General features: G+C 47.3%; 13 protein-coding genes. 9 read left to right on the forward strand and 4 right to left on the reverse strand.

All coding sequences use genetic code 11. The annotated features are described in order from the left end of the window. Positions 1 to 40: 40 nt before the first annotated feature. The 4 genes from CWB99_RS03885 to arcA all read left to right on the forward strand — a co-directional run bounded on the left by CWB99_RS03885 (position 41) and on the right by arcA (position 4,228). On the forward strand, positions 41 to 1,078 hold the full coding sequence (locus tag CWB99_RS03885; protein WP_138550685.1) for a methyltransferase: 1,038 nt from the start codon (positions 41 to 43) through the stop codon (positions 1,076 to 1,078). A 176-nt stretch (positions 1,079 to 1,254) separates the two neighbouring features. Continuing rightward, positions 1,255 to 2,877, forward strand: coding sequence for an ATP-binding protein (locus CWB99_RS03890; RefSeq protein ID WP_138550686.1), 1,623 nt, complete (start codon positions 1,255 to 1,257; stop codon positions 2,875 to 2,877). Between the two features lie 5 nt (positions 2,878 to 2,882). Beyond that, positions 2,883 to 3,401 carry a YfiR family protein gene (locus CWB99_RS03895; RefSeq protein WP_249331703.1) on the forward strand — a complete coding sequence of 173 codons (519 nt, stop codon included), beginning with the start codon at positions 2,883 to 2,885 and terminating at the stop codon, positions 3,399 to 3,401. A gap of 107 nt (positions 3,402 to 3,508) precedes the next feature. Next, positions 3,509 to 4,228: a two-component system response regulator ArcA gene (arcA, locus tag CWB99_RS03900; protein WP_054014736.1), complete on the forward strand. Its 720-nt coding sequence runs from the start codon at positions 3,509 to 3,511 to the stop codon at positions 4,226 to 4,228. 7 nt (positions 4,229 to 4,235) lie between these two features. Here arcA and arcB read toward each other — a convergent pair whose 3' ends face one another. Then, on the reverse strand, positions 4,236 to 6,563 hold the full coding sequence (gene arcB / locus CWB99_RS03905; protein WP_138550688.1) for an aerobic respiration two-component sensor histidine kinase ArcB: 2,328 nt from the start codon (positions 6,561 to 6,563) through the stop codon (positions 4,236 to 4,238). Between the two features lie 271 nt (positions 6,564 to 6,834). Between arcB and folE2 the strand changes: the two genes are divergently transcribed. The 4 genes from folE2 (at position 6,835) to CWB99_RS03925 (ending at position 10,275) form a co-directional block, all read left to right on the forward strand. Beyond that, a complete protein-coding gene (folE2, locus tag CWB99_RS03910) occupies positions 6,835 to 7,755 on the forward strand; it encodes a GTP cyclohydrolase FolE2 (RefSeq protein WP_138550689.1) in 921 nt (306 codons plus the stop codon). A gap of 143 nt (positions 7,756 to 7,898) precedes the next feature. Then, positions 7,899 to 8,489 carry a DUF2726 domain-containing protein gene (locus CWB99_RS03915; RefSeq protein WP_138545357.1) on the forward strand — a complete coding sequence of 197 codons (591 nt, stop codon included), beginning with the start codon at positions 7,899 to 7,901 and terminating at the stop codon, positions 8,487 to 8,489. A gap of 126 nt (positions 8,490 to 8,615) precedes the next feature. Then, positions 8,616 to 9,323 carry a 5'-methylthioadenosine/S-adenosylhomocysteine nucleosidase gene (mtnN, locus tag CWB99_RS03920; protein ID WP_138545356.1) on the forward strand — a complete coding sequence of 236 codons (708 nt, stop codon included), beginning with the start codon at positions 8,616 to 8,618 and terminating at the stop codon, positions 9,321 to 9,323. Position 9,324: 1 nt separating this feature from the next. Further along, complete coding sequence (locus tag CWB99_RS03925) at positions 9,325 to 10,275, forward strand: cobalamin biosynthesis protein CobD/CbiB (protein WP_249331675.1); 951 nt, start codon at positions 9,325 to 9,327, stop codon at positions 10,273 to 10,275. A gap of 60 nt (positions 10,276 to 10,335) precedes the next feature. Here CWB99_RS03925 and tyrS read toward each other — a convergent pair whose 3' ends face one another. Beyond that, a complete protein-coding gene (tyrS, locus tag CWB99_RS03930; RefSeq protein WP_054014985.1) occupies positions 10,336 to 11,535 on the reverse strand; it encodes a tyrosine--tRNA ligase in 1,200 nt (399 codons plus the stop codon). Positions 11,536 to 11,697: 162 nt separating this feature from the next. Between tyrS and CWB99_RS03935 the strand changes: the two genes are divergently transcribed. After that, positions 11,698 to 13,035, forward strand: coding sequence for a peptidoglycan DD-metalloendopeptidase family protein (locus CWB99_RS03935; protein ID WP_138550690.1), 1,338 nt, complete (start codon positions 11,698 to 11,700; stop codon positions 13,033 to 13,035). Positions 13,036 to 13,115: 80 nt separating this feature from the next. Here CWB99_RS03935 and CWB99_RS03940 read toward each other — a convergent pair whose 3' ends face one another. Both CWB99_RS03940 and radA read right to left on the reverse strand, forming a co-directional pair. Next, the gene (locus CWB99_RS03940; protein WP_138550691.1) at positions 13,116 to 14,033 is read right to left on the reverse strand and encodes a hypothetical protein; all 918 of its coding nucleotides are present in this window, start codon (positions 14,031 to 14,033) and stop codon (positions 13,116 to 13,118) included. A 15-nt stretch (positions 14,034 to 14,048) separates the two neighbouring features. Further along, on the reverse strand, positions 14,049 to 15,419 hold the full coding sequence (radA, locus tag CWB99_RS03945; protein ID WP_054014744.1) for a DNA repair protein RadA: 1,371 nt from the start codon (positions 15,417 to 15,419) through the stop codon (positions 14,049 to 14,051). Between the last annotated feature and the right edge of the window lie 64 nt (positions 15,420 to 15,483).

Consider the following 15,483-nt stretch of genomic DNA (forward strand, 5'->3'; position numbering starts at 1 on the left):
TGCTACCGGGGCATAGCGCCCCGTCTATTCTGGATCTGAGATGCAAAAATTAACCAACCCGAGCTTGCTATTACTACGCAATGAAGAAGAGCTGACGGGCCAGCATATTTTAGTGATCAATCACCAGCGTGATGGGTTTCTGTCTGAGCTGAAGCAATTAAACCCGCAGGCAGTCATCAGCGCATTTAGTTATGACTTTGCCGATCACCTGGCAGCTGACTCGGTCGCAAATATCAACAGCTATGTGTCACACAGCCTGCCTGAGCTCAATGATCTGGACTTAATCATTTACTACTATCCAAAGTCCAAGCCGGAAGCACAAATGATGTTCGACAATATTCGTGCGCTGTGCTCTGAGCAAACCCGTTTACTCGTGGTTGGAGAAAACAAAGGTGGCGTTAAGTCGGCGGAAAAGCAACTGCAAGATAAATGCGAGGCACATTACAAACTCGATAGCGCCAAGCATTGTATTTTGTACGAATTTGCTCAACTGCAAACTGAGGCACTTTTTGATATTGCCAGCTACCAGCAAACCTTTACCGTTACGGTTGCCGGGCAACAGTTTGATGCTGTCAGTGTCCCGGGTGTGTTTAATCATGGCAAGCTGGATGTCGGGACCAAACTCCTGCTGGAAAACCTCGATTTGCCAGCCCATGGTAACATGCTCGACTTTGGCTGCGGTGCAGGGATCATTGCCACCTTTGTACTCAATCAGTCGCCAAGAATTCGCTTCAGCTGCCTGGATGTCAATGCATTGGCTTTATACGCCTGCGAGCAAACTTTGCGCTTGAATGGCCATAAGGCTGAACTAGTGCTCAGTGATGGCCTCAAGCAGTTGAAAGGCCGCTTTGATGCTATTATCAGCAACCCGCCATTTCACACCGGTATTAAAACTGATTATGATATAGCCGAAGGGTTTATCAACGGTGCTACCATGCATATGAACAAAGGTGCTCAGCTGCATATTGTCGCCAACAGCTTCCTAAAGTACCCGCCACTGATTGAGGCACGCTTTGGGCATTGCGATACGCAGATAAAAAACACCAAGTTTGCTGTCTATCGTGCAACTCTGAGCTAATGCGAAGCCAGTTCAAAGCAACCCTTGAACTGGCCACAGCCCTAACCCTCCCTCCTTTACACCCCGTTGGAAAGAGCAAAGTGCTGAATCGTTTCGTAAAATGTGAGCTTTTTTGTGTTCTATACTGCTAAACTAAGGTGAGTGAATAGCAGGCAAGCGGGATTTGTGGTCTCCCAATGGGTAAATACGCAACAAAAACAAGTATAAGAAAAGTGCTGATCAGTGCCGTCATGCTAGTTACGGCGCTGTCTTTGTCCCTGTCTATTTCAATTTCGACCTATCTCGACGTTAAAAAACAAAAGCAACTGATCATCAACAAGCTGGAGATGATAGCCGAGATCATTGCATTTAACGCTCAGGTAACGCTGATTTTCGATGACAGAAAAACCGAAGAAAAGCGCCTCAAATCCTTTGATAAGGTTGATTTGGTCAAGAACATTCACATCTATGCGATTGATGACGTGACGAACAGGCCCGTGTTTTTCACCAGCTACAATGCCAGTAAAACGCCCCCAGTGCCGCTCAAGGTCAATCAAATAGAGGAACTCCGAACACCCAAGATATCTGAAGACTACATAGAGCTTATCCTGCCCGTAGAGTACGAAGGGAATATAGAAGGATATGTGTACCTGCGTGGCGGTCTTGAGCACCTGGCTGAATACATTAACAGAAAAATCTTGGTTGATATCGCCTTAACCCTGTTTGTACTAGTACTGGTGATGTTTGTCGCAAGGGGGATCCAAAAGCGTATTGCCAGCCCCATCGAATCTCTCTCAACCCTGCTACAGGACGTTTCAAAGAATCACAACTATGCCACCCGGGCGGAAAAAAGTGACATAGAAGAAATCAATATTCTGGCCAACAACCTCAACATCATGCTCACCAGGACGCAAAACCAGCTTGAACGCCATCAGGCCGACAAGCAGGAAATAAAGCAACTAAACCAGAGCCTGGAAGAAAAGGTAAACCAGCGTACGATAGCGCTTCGAGAAGCAAACCAGGAGCTGCTCAACACCCTGGAGCGTATGCATCAGTATCAGAATCAGATTGTTGAAAATGAAAAAATGGCCTCACTTGGCCAGATGGTTGCGGGCGTTGCGCATGAAGTTAATACACCCATTGGGCTGGGAGTAACCGGCTCAACATTACTACGCGATAAGCTCAGCGACATAGAAGTCGCCTTCCAGCAAAAAACGCTGACCTCCAAGCAACTGGAACGGTTTATTAAAGAAGGGATCGAGAACCTGGATCTCATTTATCGTAATCTCAACAGAGCGGCCGATCTTATTTCCAGCTTTAAGAAAGTAGCTGTAAGCCAGGATATTGAGATCAACTCAGACGTTAATATTACTAAATTGCTCAACGCAGTCATGGGCGCGATGCGCACCGAACTGGAGCTCAAGGCACCACAGATCCATATTGACTGCCCTGAGGAACTCACTATCAGAAGTAAGTCTGGTCTTCTGCAGCAGGTGTTTGAACAATTGTTTTCAAATTCTCTGCTCCACGGCTTTGTGAGTAACGAAAATAACGAAATTGCTATAAAAGTGAACCGTGAAGACCCGCAATTAACGATTGTATACAGCGACAATGGTGTGGGTGTGCCTAATGCGATTAAAAAGCGTATTTTTGATCCATTTGTTACAACAAGGCGAGGGGAAGGTGGCAGTGGTCTGGGTATGCACTTGGTGTATAACCTGGTTACTCAGGCACTTGGAGGAAGTATTACACTGCAGGAAGACTATAAATCAGGTACTCAATTTGTGATTAGCCTGCCTCTGAAAGGAGGTACACAGTGAGATTAATGTACCTATTTATTTTGTGCTCACTTGCGTTTTTTTCTACGCTTAGTTACGCAAAATCGCCGGAGGAAATCCGATCAGCTTTTTTATATCAAATGGCAAAGTTCATTGATTTCCCTGAGCAAAAAAATAAAAAAACGACCCGTTTTTGTTTTTATGATATCAAAAATGGTCCAGGTGCTGTTTTATTTAGTAATCGTACCTTAAAAATACGTTTAAAGCCGATCGAAATAATCGAAGTGAAAAAGACTGACTCATTGCGGGAACTTTCCATGCGATGTGATATCACATACATTGATGAAACAATGGAAGATGATATACTCTCCGCTTGGACCGATACAATGGCCCTAAGTATGGTAACTGTGGGCGAAAGTATCGAATTTTTGGAAGGGGGTGGGATTGCTTCCTTGGTCCAGGAAGGGAGTAAGATAAGGCTGTATATAAACAAGCAAGAAGTCACTCAGCACAACTTTAAAGTGCTTTCTCGGTTGCTTGCCGTCTCCAAGTTTTATCCTAACTGATTTTACTTGTTAACAATTGAATATACTCCTATAATCGTTAACATTCGGTTTTATTATATAACGCCGAAGATTTTGTAAATACAATATTCCGAAAAGGTTAATTAATAATGCAAACGCCAGTCATTCTAATTGTTGAGGATGAAGACGTAACTCGACTGAACCTCGTTAGTTTATTTGAAGCCGAAGGTTATAAGGTAATTGAAGCCATAGATGGCGATGATATGCATGAAAAATTGACATCTAACGATGATGTCAACTGTGTGATCATGGATATTAACCTGCCAGGCAAAAATGGCCTTATCCTGGCCCGTGAGTTACGCCAGAAGAAAAACATCGGTCTAATTTTCTTAACCGGCCGTGACAACGATGTCGACCGTATTCTTGGTCTTGAGATCGGTGCCGACGACTACGTAACTAAACCTTTCAATCCGCGTGAGCTTACAATTCGCGTGCGCAACCTGATCTCTCGCACCGGCTCAAACCCGGAAGAGACCAGCATTGATAGCAATGGCGTTATCACCTTTAATGGTTGGGAGCTGGATGAAAATAGCCGCTGCCTGACTTCTCCAACGGGTGAGTCTAAACGCTTACCGAAAGGTGAATATCGTGCGCTGCGCCTGATGCTTGACTCGCCAGGTCGTATCTTTAGCCGTGAGCAGCTAATTAAGCATATGACAGGTCGTGAATTGCGTGCAAACGACAGAACAGTTGACGTGACTATTCGTCGTATTCGTAAGCACTTTGAAACCGATAATAACACTCCTGAATTAATCAGCACCATTCATGGTGAAGGCTACCGCTTCATTGGGAAGATCGATAGCCAATAAGTTTGCGTTACGAGTTTTCAGCGAGTTTTGCAATTAATGAGTGAAGGGCGGTCTGCCCTTCTCTTATTTTTACTTCCAATTCAACCAACCATTCAGCACGTTGTGCCGTGCTAACTTCAGCGCCCTCAAGCTCCATTGTTTTAGCATGTAGCTGAACATTTTGCAGCCCAACTGAGCCTGCAGCGCCTTTAAGCTTATGTGCGACAGAAACATATGTCTCGGTATCATCCGCCTTATTCGCTTCATCAAGCTCATTGCAGTAAGTCGGGTTAAGTCGCGTAAACAAGTCACAACTGCGTTTGAATGCTTCAATACCCATGGATGATACAAAGTCAGTGATGGTTTCAACATCCAGCAGGGCTTGCTCCTGCTCGCTCAATTGCAATGGCTCAGCCTGCGGCGAGGACTGCTTATCTTTGCTTGCTTCAATACCAAACAACTCGGCAAGCATTTTGTCTAGCTTGGTCGTATTAATCGGCTTAGCCAGCGCCCCCTGAATATTGATGCCCTGCAGCTCTTGCTCTGCGCTGCGTACATTCGCAGTCAGAGCGACAATAGGTAGCTCATCAAAATGGCTGTCGGAGCGAACCTGCCTTGCCACTTCATCACCGTTAATATCCGGCAGCTGCATATCCAGCAGGATAAGATCCAACTCGTCTTCAGTTTCAACCATAGACAGCGCATCTTCTCCGGTTTCAGCCCAGATGACTTCGTGCCCGCGCTGCTCGAGCAAGTTTGTCGCTATCTCCGCGTTGAGCGGCACATCCTCAACCAACAGGATATACAGGCTACGGCCGGCATAGCTTTGCTCATTCGGTGCGGCACACAACTCCAACGGTAACTCAACATCAAAGCGACTTCCCTCTCCTTGCATACTGCTGACATGAATTGTGCCTTTCATGGCGTGCACCAGCGCTTTTGTCACGGCCAAACCTATGCCCGAACCAATGGCATTATTGCCACTGGCATCCGGCGCTTTGTAGTACATATCAAAAATCCGTTCCTGCTGATCAGATGGGATCCCCATACCTGTATCTATCACACTGATCGACAACCAGGGACCGTCTTCACGGTTTTCACGACGACACTCAAGTGTCACACCACCCCGGTGTGTGAACTTCACTGCATTGTTGATCAGATTCCACAGTACCTGACGCAGTCGGGTAGGATCCAACAAAGCATGAATATCCAGCAGACCAGTGCGTTTGATGTTGAATTCAAGACCTTTTTGCTCAGCAATAAGACCTGCAAAGTTGACCACATCATTGATAAAGTCCGAAACATTGATGCTGTCTGTTGCAATGTCCAGTTGTTCCCTGTCTATCTTGTCCAGATCGATAATATCATTGAAGATATTACCCAAAGTTTCCGCACTGGAAAAAACGGTGTTGCACCAGCTCTTTTGCTGCTTGGTCAGCTCAGTGTCGAGCAACATACGAGTCAGTCCAACAATACCATTGAGCGGCGTGCGCAACTCATGACTTAATGTGGCAATAAATTTCCCTTTGTCTTTGTACGCTGTTTCAAGCGCCTGCTCCGCTTCTTTACGGCTGGTGATATCACGTCCAAATGCCAGTAACCCGATATATTGCCCATCGTCATTTATAAAGGGCAGCTTACGCATCTCAAACCAACAGTTTTCATTGGCTACCGGATACTCGACATCGACATTGATAGATTGCTGAGCCTCAATGACGTGCTCATCGGTTTGCAGTACCTCAGGTATGTCTTGCTCACCAAACACCTGCTGTACCGTATGTCCGATGAGCTCTTCGCTGGTTTTACCAATGACTTGTTCGAATTTCTTGTTGCACCCGGCAAACACCCCGCGCTCGTCACGGTAATAGAACAAATCGGGGGAAGAATCCACAATACTTCGCAACAACATACTTTGCTGCGCCAGCTCTTGCTCAGCCTTACGGCGCTCCGAAATTTCTTTACGTAGCTCAGCAATTGCCCTGTGTTTAGCGTGCAGCGCCATTTTCCGCTCATCGATTTCATTATTTAGCCGGTTAATATTGTCTTTGAGGGTCTGGTTGAGTAATTTTTCCTGCTGCGTGGCTGATTCCAGATACTCCTTTGAGGCATCGAGCTGGCGCATTGCATAGATAGCAACAGAAAGCAGCAATGGCGAGGTTAGCGCCGCGAACAATACAACGGACAGCACGTTGACCAGCGTCACTTCACCAAGTGCGACGTAATAAAACATGCAGGCCAACACCAGAGACACGATCAGCACAAATGCATAGGCGACAATACCCGCCCAACGGTCTCCGTAGTTCCTAATCAAATTTGATAAAATTCGGGCCCAGGTCCCAAATGAAGAGTCAAGCATAATAAAATCACCTAGTTAACCTCTACATTATACCTGACCCAAACACAGAAGCGAGTGACCAAAAGTAGCAAGCGACATTGCACAAACCAAAATAACCCCGCCAGCTCCCGTATTCAGGGTCTTTCGTCGGTGTTTAGAAAGTCGACTTAAGCGTATGATTTTTTGCACACTTGGGCGATTTTTTTACCAGTTAATTTCCAATGGGCTCGGCAAGTTGTGACATTTTGGTGTAACATGCCTCCCCCTTATAGTCGTGATTAAGAGAGTTCAAATGCCAACTTCAATGCCTGACATTGCACATTCTGCCGACGCCTTACAAGAAGGCAAGCTGGACTGGGTCGGAATGGGAAATATCGAGCTGCCTTTATTGTTATCCAGCAAAGGGTTGAATGACACGCCTGTGACAGCCAAAGCAGATGCGTTTGTCAGCCTGGACAGGAAAGATGCCAAAGGCATTCATATGTCACGACTATTTTTGGCACTCGACGAGCTATCCTGTGAACAGACACTATCTCCGAGCACTATCCGTGCGGCACTGGACAGTTTTATCACCAGCCACGAAGGCCTGAGTCATAGCGCCAAAGTCACCTTTAATTTCGAATTACCCTTGCGCCGCGCTTCATTACTAAGTGGTAAACAGGGCTGGAAAAATTACCCGGTGATTATTACAGCCACCCTGCAGGACGGCCACTTTAACCTTGAGTTAGCCGTTGATGTTACATATTCATCTACCTGCCCCTGCTCTGCCGCTTTGGCTCGCCAGCTTATCCAAAACGCCTTTGAGCAAAAGTTTGCCGGTCAGTCTCTCGATCATGCCAGTGTACATGCCTGGTTAGGTACAACCGAGGGAATTTTAGCCACACCACACTCACAACGCTCAGTGACTAACATCAAAGTAAAACTGGATGAGCACAGTCAGGAGTTTGACATACTGGGTTTGGTAGACCTGGTAGAAGATGAATTGAAAACGCCAGTTCAGGCAGCGGTTAAACGTGAAGATGAGCAGGAGTTTGCCCGTCTTAATGGCCAAAACCTGATGTTCTGCGAGGATGCCGCCAGAAAACTCAAGGCCTTGTTTGAGCAAGAAAACTTTCAGGACTACTATATAAAAATAAACCATTATGAGTCGCTGCATGCACACGATGCAGTCGCTTATGCAGTAAAAGGGTTAAAGGACGGTTATCGCGTCTGACCCTGCTAAATGCTATTGGCCTCATTTGAGCTCGGTGACAGCACGCCGCCGAGCACACCACCTCATTATCTTCGTCAAAAATCACTTTAGGCACACTCTTTGCTTATTAATCACCAAGTCAAATTGTTGTCGTGGAGTGATTTATGGAACTAACATTACTATCTATTCTGGCGCTGGTCGTTATTGCTTCCATTGTTATTTCAAAGTATACGGATACCGGCGGTAACCCCTATCCGTTTAATCGAAAAGATTCTGTGTTTACTACGGTTGAGGCTTCGTTCCTGCAACTATTAGAGCGTTCAGTGGGTGACAAGTTTAAAGTTGTGAGCCGGGTCAAGCTGATCGAGATCATCGAGTGCAAACCAGGCTTGTCTAAAAAGGCGCGTCGCTCAGCCATCACCAAGGCGCAAAACAAACAGCTTGATTACGTATTGGTTGATAAAGAAACCCTAAATATTGTTGCCGCAGTCGATCTGGTTAATAACGCCAATAAAAACGGCCACAAAGCGCAGAAAGACTGGTTTGTTAGTGGGGCTCTGGAATCTGCCGGTATTCCACACATTCGCATGAAGGTCAAAAGTGGTTATAAAAGTGCAGAAGTGCGTGCTGCAATTCTGTTCAAACTGGGTAAAAAGCCAGAACCACAAAGCAAGCCGCGTAATCGTAATTACAAGCCTGCGGTACTCTCGCCCTCTCAGGCCAAAGCCGCTGCCACTCAGTTAGCCGAGATATAGCGAAGCCTATTTGCTGTCACCCATCATATGGGCTGACAGCAAAACCCTTTCCCCACCTAACTCCATATTCTCAGCACCCATTTATGATATATAATGAGCAGCACTATTAAAAAATAAGAGAAGACTATGAAAGTAGGCATTATTGGCGCCATGGAACAGGAAGTCACTATCCTGCGTGGCGCAATGAAAAACACACAAACCGCAACCAAGGGCGGGTTTACCTTTTACCACGGTGAACTGGGTGGTCATGAAGTCACGCTGGTTCAGTCTGGTATCGGTAAAGTCGCTGCAACCGTTGCGACCACTTTACTTATCGACAACTATACGCCGGATTGTGTGATCAACACAGGCTCTGCCGGCGGTTTCGATCCTGAACTCAATGTCGGTGATGTGGTGATCTCTTCAGAAGTAAAGCACCACGATGTAGACGTTACCGCATTTGGCTATGAACTGGGTCAGGTTCCTCAAATGCCGGCAGGTTACAGCGCACATTCGGCTCTGGTTGATGCAGCTCAGCAAAGTGTCGGCGAATTGGCTGACATTCAGACGAAAGTTGGTCTTATCTGTACTGGTGATTCCTTCATGTGCGATCCAGTACGTATCGACAAAACGCGTCAGGATTTCCCTGAAATGCTTGCCGTTGAGATGGAAGGCGCAGCAATCGCACAGGCTTGCCATGTGTTAAACACCCCTTTTGTTGTGATCCGTTCATTGTCTGATATCGCAGGCAAAGAGTCGCCGCAATCATTCGAGGCTTACCTGGAAATTGCCTCAGTGAACTCCTCAAAGCTGGTGACAGCCCTGTTGGCTAAGCTGGATCAGGTTTCGCTCTAAGGTGTTAACTGAACAATTGCAAGCCCATACGGGCTTGCTGATATTTTTACTGGCTACACTCAGCGCAATAGGATTCAGAACCTCCAGCCTGTATCACCCCAACGTGCTTATGACCTTGCTGTTTGCCAATCTCGCGCAGAAAGTCTACCGACCAAAAGCCGCAGCGGGTTATCAATTGCTATCCGGTAGTCTCGCATTTGTACTGCCAATCCTGACCACCTTGATATTACTCGCCACACTCGGCTATTTGTCTTTCTACCCCCAGTGGCTTGGTGGCCTGGTACTGTTTCTTTGTCTTGATATCCAACATGAGCGCCGTGCAAAGCGTATTGCCATCTTAGTAAAACAACAACAAAAGGCTGCCGCGCGTCAGTTGCTGAGTGCCATGGTCAAACGGGATGTCGAGCAGCTCTCTGCCATGGGCATTTGCAAGGCTTGCCTGGATAGTCTGGCACTACGGGGGATCAGACACTTTTATGTGGTGATTATCTTCTATCTCATTGGTGGACCTTTGCTGGCCCTGAGCTATAAGCTGATGCTAGTATGCGATCAGGCCTGGCGCAGCAAAATGCGACCGGATACCTCGTTTATGAAGCCTCTGCAAGTGTGTCTGACGATATTAGAATGGTTGCCCGTGAGGACGTTAGTCTTAATGATGGCGCTGACACAAAACCTCAATAAAACACTCCATTACCTCAGGCATTATGGCCAGTTTTATCGGCCCGGTAACTCAGGCTGGATTTTGACGTTATTCTCGGCGAGTCTGAACACACAACTGGCGGGGCCGCGCTTTTATCAGCAACAACGCTTTGACAATATGCGCATTGGCAGCGATACCCCACCTGAACCCGAAACCATAGCACTGATGCTGAAGTTACTGGCGACCATGCGCTGGTTTTTCCTCTGCGCCCTGTGTTTATGCTGGCTAACCGTTAATATTCTGACTCATTAAAAAAGGCGACCAGATGGTTCGCCTTTTTCATGTTCGTATTCGTTTGCTCAGCTCGTCGGATTATTCAACGCTGATCTTAGCGAATTTGCGTTTACCAACCTGATAAATCGCCGTGGAGCCTTTTTCCACACTCAGTTTAGAGTCGGTGACTTTCTCTTCACCATTGAGTTTAACCGCACCTTGCTTAATCATGCGCATTGCTTCTGAGGTACTGGCTACCAGGCCTGCTTCTTTCAGCACGTTGGTAATGAAAGTCGCTGATTCCGCGATGGTAATAGTCACTTCAGGAATATCATCTGGCAGTGCATTTTTCTGGAAGCGTTTGATAAAGTCCTGATGCGCCGCCTCGGCATCCGCTTCACTGTGGAAACGGGCAATCATTTCTTTGGCAAACTCGATTTTAATGTCTCGTGGGTTGCGACCACCAGCCACTTCTTCTTTCAGACCCGCAATCTCTTCCAGAGATTTAGCACTGAGCAACTCATAGTAGCGCCACATCAGCTCATCAGAGATCGACATCACTTTACCAAACATATCATTTGGTGCATCTGTGATACCAATGTAGTTACCCAAAGACTTAGACATCTTCTGCACACCGTCGGTACCCTCAAGCAGCGGCATCATCAGCACGGTCTGCGGCTTCTGACCTTCTTCTTTTTGTAACTCCCTGCCCATCAACAGGTTAAAGCGTTGATCGGTACCACCCAGCTCAACATCCGCTTCAAGCGCTACCGAGTCCCAACCCTGAACCAGTGGGTAGAGGAATTCATGGATGGCAATTGACTGACCGCCGGCGTAACGCTTTTTGAAATCATCACGTTCCAGCATACGGGCAACCGTTTGACGCGCTGCAAGCTTGATCATGCCCGCACTGCCTAATTTTTCCATCCATTCGGAATTGAACGCCACTGTGGTTTTAGCTGGATCCAGGATCTTAAACACTTGCTCTTTATAGGTTTCAGCATTGGCCAGGACATCGTCACGTGTCAGTGGCTTACGCGTGACATTTTTGCCAGTCGGATCGCCAATCATGCCTGTGAAATCACCGATCAGGAAAATGACCTCGTGGCCTAAGTCTTGGAAAGTTTTTAGCTTGTTGATAAGGACAGTATGGCCCAGGTGTAGATCTGGCGCTGTTGGATCGAATCCGGCTTTGATCCGCAACTTTTTACCAGACTTCAGTCTTTCTTTTAAATCTTCTTCAATCAGAATCTCTTCAGCACCACGCTTTATCTCTGCCAGTGCCGTTTCTATGTCCACAGTTGTCACGCCAACCTCACTCCAACAATTTAATCAGTTAATCGCCCGATTTTAGCTTATATTCGGGGCAGTTTAAATGTATAAAAGACTGGTATTTGCGCATTATTACGTATATGCTGCACTATTATTTGCAATAATTCTTGACAGCGGAAAAGGCACGTTATGGTACATGCAGTGCACAAACTCCCAAAAAAACACAAGTTGCTGATCCTGGGCTTGCTGTCAGCAATGGTCGCTATTGCACTCATCCCATCTGAGAAGGCAACAGCCTCCCGAGATCACGACAAAAGCGCGCTCGAAGTTGGCAAAAGGTATGAACTGCCACTCAACGTCGGTGAGCAACAACCTGAGCTCACTGAACTCAGCGAAGCGCCTGTAGACACAGCAGAGCCGGTTGTCCCGGAAGCTATCCAGTACGACTTCAAAGACCACCAGGTCCGCAATGGCGATAGTCTGGCGGTGATTTTCAAACGCGCCGGCTTTTCAGCACAAACGCTACACAAGCTCGTCAATACCAACGCTGAAACCCGAAAACTCACCAAGATCCACCCAGGTGAAGTGCTGAGCTTTGCCAGTAATGAACAGGGTGAATTATTACAGCTGAAATACGTGCTCTCGAAAACAGATACGCTACTTGTCAGCCGTAATGAGGAAGGCAACTACGCCACACGGATCGAAAGCAAAGAAATAGAAACGGTCGAAAAATCTGCCGGTGGCGAGATCAAGTCCAGCTTCTGGACGGCCGGTATTACCGCAGGCTTGACTGAACGCCAGATCATGAACTTTGCCCATATCTTTGGCTGGGATGTCGACTTTGCCAATGATATTCGTAAAGGCGATCAGTTTGCTCTGATCTATGAATCACATTTTGTGGATGGTGAAGAAATAGGTACAGGCAAGATCATCGCTGCTGAATTCATCAATCAGGGAGAGCGATATACAGCAGTTCGTCACTCTGACGGTGACTTTTATACCCCTGAAGGGCGCAGCATGAAGAAAGCCTTCCTGCGTGCCCCGGTTGATTTCAAGTATATTAGTTCTAATTTCAACCCTCGCCGCTTGCATCCGGTAACCGGTCGCGTGTCGGCACACCGCGGAATTGATTATGCAGCCAGAACAGGCACCCCAGTAGTGTCGGCTGGTAATGGTAAAGTCATTAAATCGGGCTACAACCGCCTCAATGGTAATTATGTGTTTATTCAGCATGGCAGCCAGTATGTGACTAAGTATTTGCACTTGCATAAGCGCCACGTTAAACAAGGTCAGAAGGTCAAACAGGGCCAGAAGATAGGTACCGTCGGTGCCACCGGCCGGGTGACAGGTGCTCACCTTCACTATGAGTTTTTGGTGAATGGCGTACATCGCAATCCACGTACGGTTAAACTGCCAAAATCACAGCCGTTACCGGCAGCCGAACTGGCAACGTTTAAGCCTCTGGCGCAACAAATGTTGGCTAAGCTGGAACGTAATCGCGAACTGATGCTGGCTCTGAATGACTAAACCAGTTTGCATCCTTAAGTAGCAAACAGCTGATTAAAAAAGCCACCGTCAGGTGGCTTTTTTAATCTTTGAAAGTCAGATTAAGAACCACTCACTTTCAGGTTTAAGAATTTTTCGAGACCCTCAGGATCCGCAGCCAGCATCTGAACTTGCTGAGAAAACGCGTTAAAGTTCATTGCTTCATCCACCGACACATCGACCTTTAAGGCATTTAGCCCGCTCACAAAGCCAGTAATCCCTTGTTTGACGGCGTCAGAAACGGGGACCTGAGCAAGTTGCATTGTCAGCATTTGCTGAAACTGTTCCTTAGTCAGCCCTTTGCTGGTTAGTAACTCTGTGACCAATAGATCTAACTTTGGCTGCCCGTCAATTGCAAAGGTCAGCTTTTGCGGCTCAAGGGACTGCAATGCAGAAAGCAACTTGCTCTGCATTTGCAACTCCTGCTCCAGTGTAATCTCCGCCCCCTGCTGCTGCATCTCAAGCGACGTACTCATCAACTCAGCACTGTTACCAAGGTCAAAGTTAAATTCAACACCAACCACACCCGCAGCCTCAACTGCCGATTTAAACTGACTGTTACCAGTCTGCTCATCGTAACGCATAGATGACGTGAGCGAGTAATGAGCCCCAGCCAAAGCCTTGGACTGCTGTTCAAGTTCAGCCGCAATAGCCGGGCTTAAAGTCACATTAATCAGTTTTACCTCGGTAAAATCACTGACTTTGTCTGCTTCATAGCCCTGCAAGCTGAATTCACCAATGTTCAGCAGCGTTTGCTGCTCTAAGGCATCTTTAACCACCAGAGACTGCACTTCAACAGTATTGGTAAACAGGTTGTACGAAGACCCCTGATATTCGATCAGCATGTCAGACTGCTCTGAAAATTGTGTGATCTGCTGCTCAATAACGAGTTCAGCCTGCTGATTAGCGTAGATATGTGCACCAACAACAGCGGCTGACATTACACCACCGAGTGCCAGCATGATCGTAGATTTTTTCATTTTTGTGAGTTTCCTTTAAAACAGGGCTTCAAGTGCATCACTGAGGCTGGCAACGGCAACGACCTCCATGCCCTCAATGGCGTCCTTTGGTTTATTTGCGATGGGTACAATAGCACGTTTGAAACCATGTTTCGCGGCCTCGCGCAGTCTTTCCTGGCCACTGGGTACTGGGCGGATCTCTCCCCCCAGACCGACTTCACCAAATACCACCATCTGGCGCTCCAGCGCATGATTTTTAAAGCTGGATACCAGCGCGGCTATTAACGCAAGGTCGGCACTGGTTTCAGACACCTTAACGCCGCCTACCACGTTCACAAACACATCCTGATCCGCTACCTGCAGGCCACCATGACGATGTAGCACTGCCAATAGCATCGCCAATCGGTTTTGCTCCAGACCGACCGTCACCCGTCGCGGATTGGCCAGTTGGGAATAATCCACCAGCGCCTGCACTTCCACCAGCAACGGCCGAGTCCCCTCCCAGATCACCATCACCAAAGAGCCAGGTGTCTGCTCTTCTCCGCGATTGAGGAAAATAGCAGAAGGGTTACTGACTTCTTTTAGTCCCTGCCCTGTCATTGCAAAGACCCCAAGCTCATTCACAGCACCGAACCGGTTCTTGTTACCACGCAAAGTTCTGAAGCGACTGTCACTGCTCCCTTCAAGCAAAATGGAGCAGTCGATACAGTGTTCCAGTACTTTAGGCCCAGCCAGCGATCCGTCTTTGGTCACATGGCCTACCATAATAATCGCAACCTGGTTTTGCTTGGCAAAGCGAGTCAGATAGGCGGCACTTTCTCGTACCTGAGAAACGCTACCAGGCGCTGACTGTACGTCGCTCATGTGCATCACCTGAATCGAGTCAATGACCATAATGGCCGGCTTTTCACGCAAAGCCAGCTGGCAGATACTCTCTACATTTGTTTCAGCGAGTGTACGTAATTTATTGGTTGGCAGACCCAGTCGCTTTGCACGCATGGCAACTTGTTGCAAAGATTCTTCACCCGTTACATATAAGGTCGACATCGTCTCGGCAAGCAAACACATGGTCTGCAACAACAAAGTACTCTTACCGGCCCCGGGTTCACCACCAATCAAAATGGCGCTGCCAGGCACGACCCCGCCACCCAGTACGCGGTCGAACTCTTTGAATCCAGTGGTAAATCTAGGCAAAGATTCGAGGTTAACTTCGTCCAGCGTCTGAACCTTAGCTTCGACGACACCGGCATAGCCGGCCATAGTGCCAGCCCGTGGTGCAGCTTTCACCGAAGGGACTCTGAACTCGGTAATTGTATTCCAGGCTTTACATTCAGAACATTGCCCTTGCCATCGAGCAAATTCCGCTCCACAATCACTACAGACAAATGCGGTTTTCTTTTTTCCCATAAAAATCAAGGCATAGTTATTGCTTAAATTAAAACTCAATTAAGCTTAGTTCAACAGTAAGCGT

This window comes from Pseudoalteromonas rubra (assembly GCF_005887095.1).
Taxonomy (GTDB): domain Bacteria; phylum Pseudomonadota; class Gammaproteobacteria; order Enterobacterales; family Alteromonadaceae; genus Pseudoalteromonas; species Pseudoalteromonas rubra_E.

Coding starts and splice junctions, on each gene's coding strand:
- CWB99_RS03895 (WP_249331703.1), top strand. CDS start 2,883: ATGTACCTATTTATTTTGTGCTCACTTGCGTTTTTTTCTACGCTTAGT.
- CWB99_RS03885 (WP_138550685.1), top strand. CDS start 41: ATGCAAAAATTAACCAACCCGAGCTTGCTATTACTACGCAATGAAGAA.
- CWB99_RS03935 (WP_138550690.1), top strand. CDS start 11,698: ATGGTACATGCAGTGCACAAACTCCCAAAAAAACACAAGTTGCTGATC.
- arcB (WP_138550688.1), bottom strand. CDS start 6,563: ATGCTTGACTCTTCATTTGGGACCTGGGCCCGAATTTTATCAAATTTG.
- CWB99_RS03940 (WP_138550691.1), bottom strand. CDS start 14,033: ATGAAAAAATCTACGATCATGCTGGCACTCGGTGGTGTAATGTCAGCC.
- folE2 (WP_138550689.1), top strand. CDS start 6,835: ATGCCAACTTCAATGCCTGACATTGCACATTCTGCCGACGCCTTACAA.
- arcA (WP_054014736.1), top strand. CDS start 3,509: ATGCAAACGCCAGTCATTCTAATTGTTGAGGATGAAGACGTAACTCGA.
- CWB99_RS03915 (WP_138545357.1), top strand. CDS start 7,899: ATGGAACTAACATTACTATCTATTCTGGCGCTGGTCGTTATTGCTTCC.
- mtnN (WP_138545356.1), top strand. CDS start 8,616: ATGAAAGTAGGCATTATTGGCGCCATGGAACAGGAAGTCACTATCCTG.
- radA (WP_054014744.1), bottom strand. CDS start 15,419: ATGGGAAAAAAGAAAACCGCATTTGTCTGTAGTGATTGTGGAGCGGAA.
- CWB99_RS03890 (WP_138550686.1), top strand. CDS start 1,255: ATGGGTAAATACGCAACAAAAACAAGTATAAGAAAAGTGCTGATCAGT.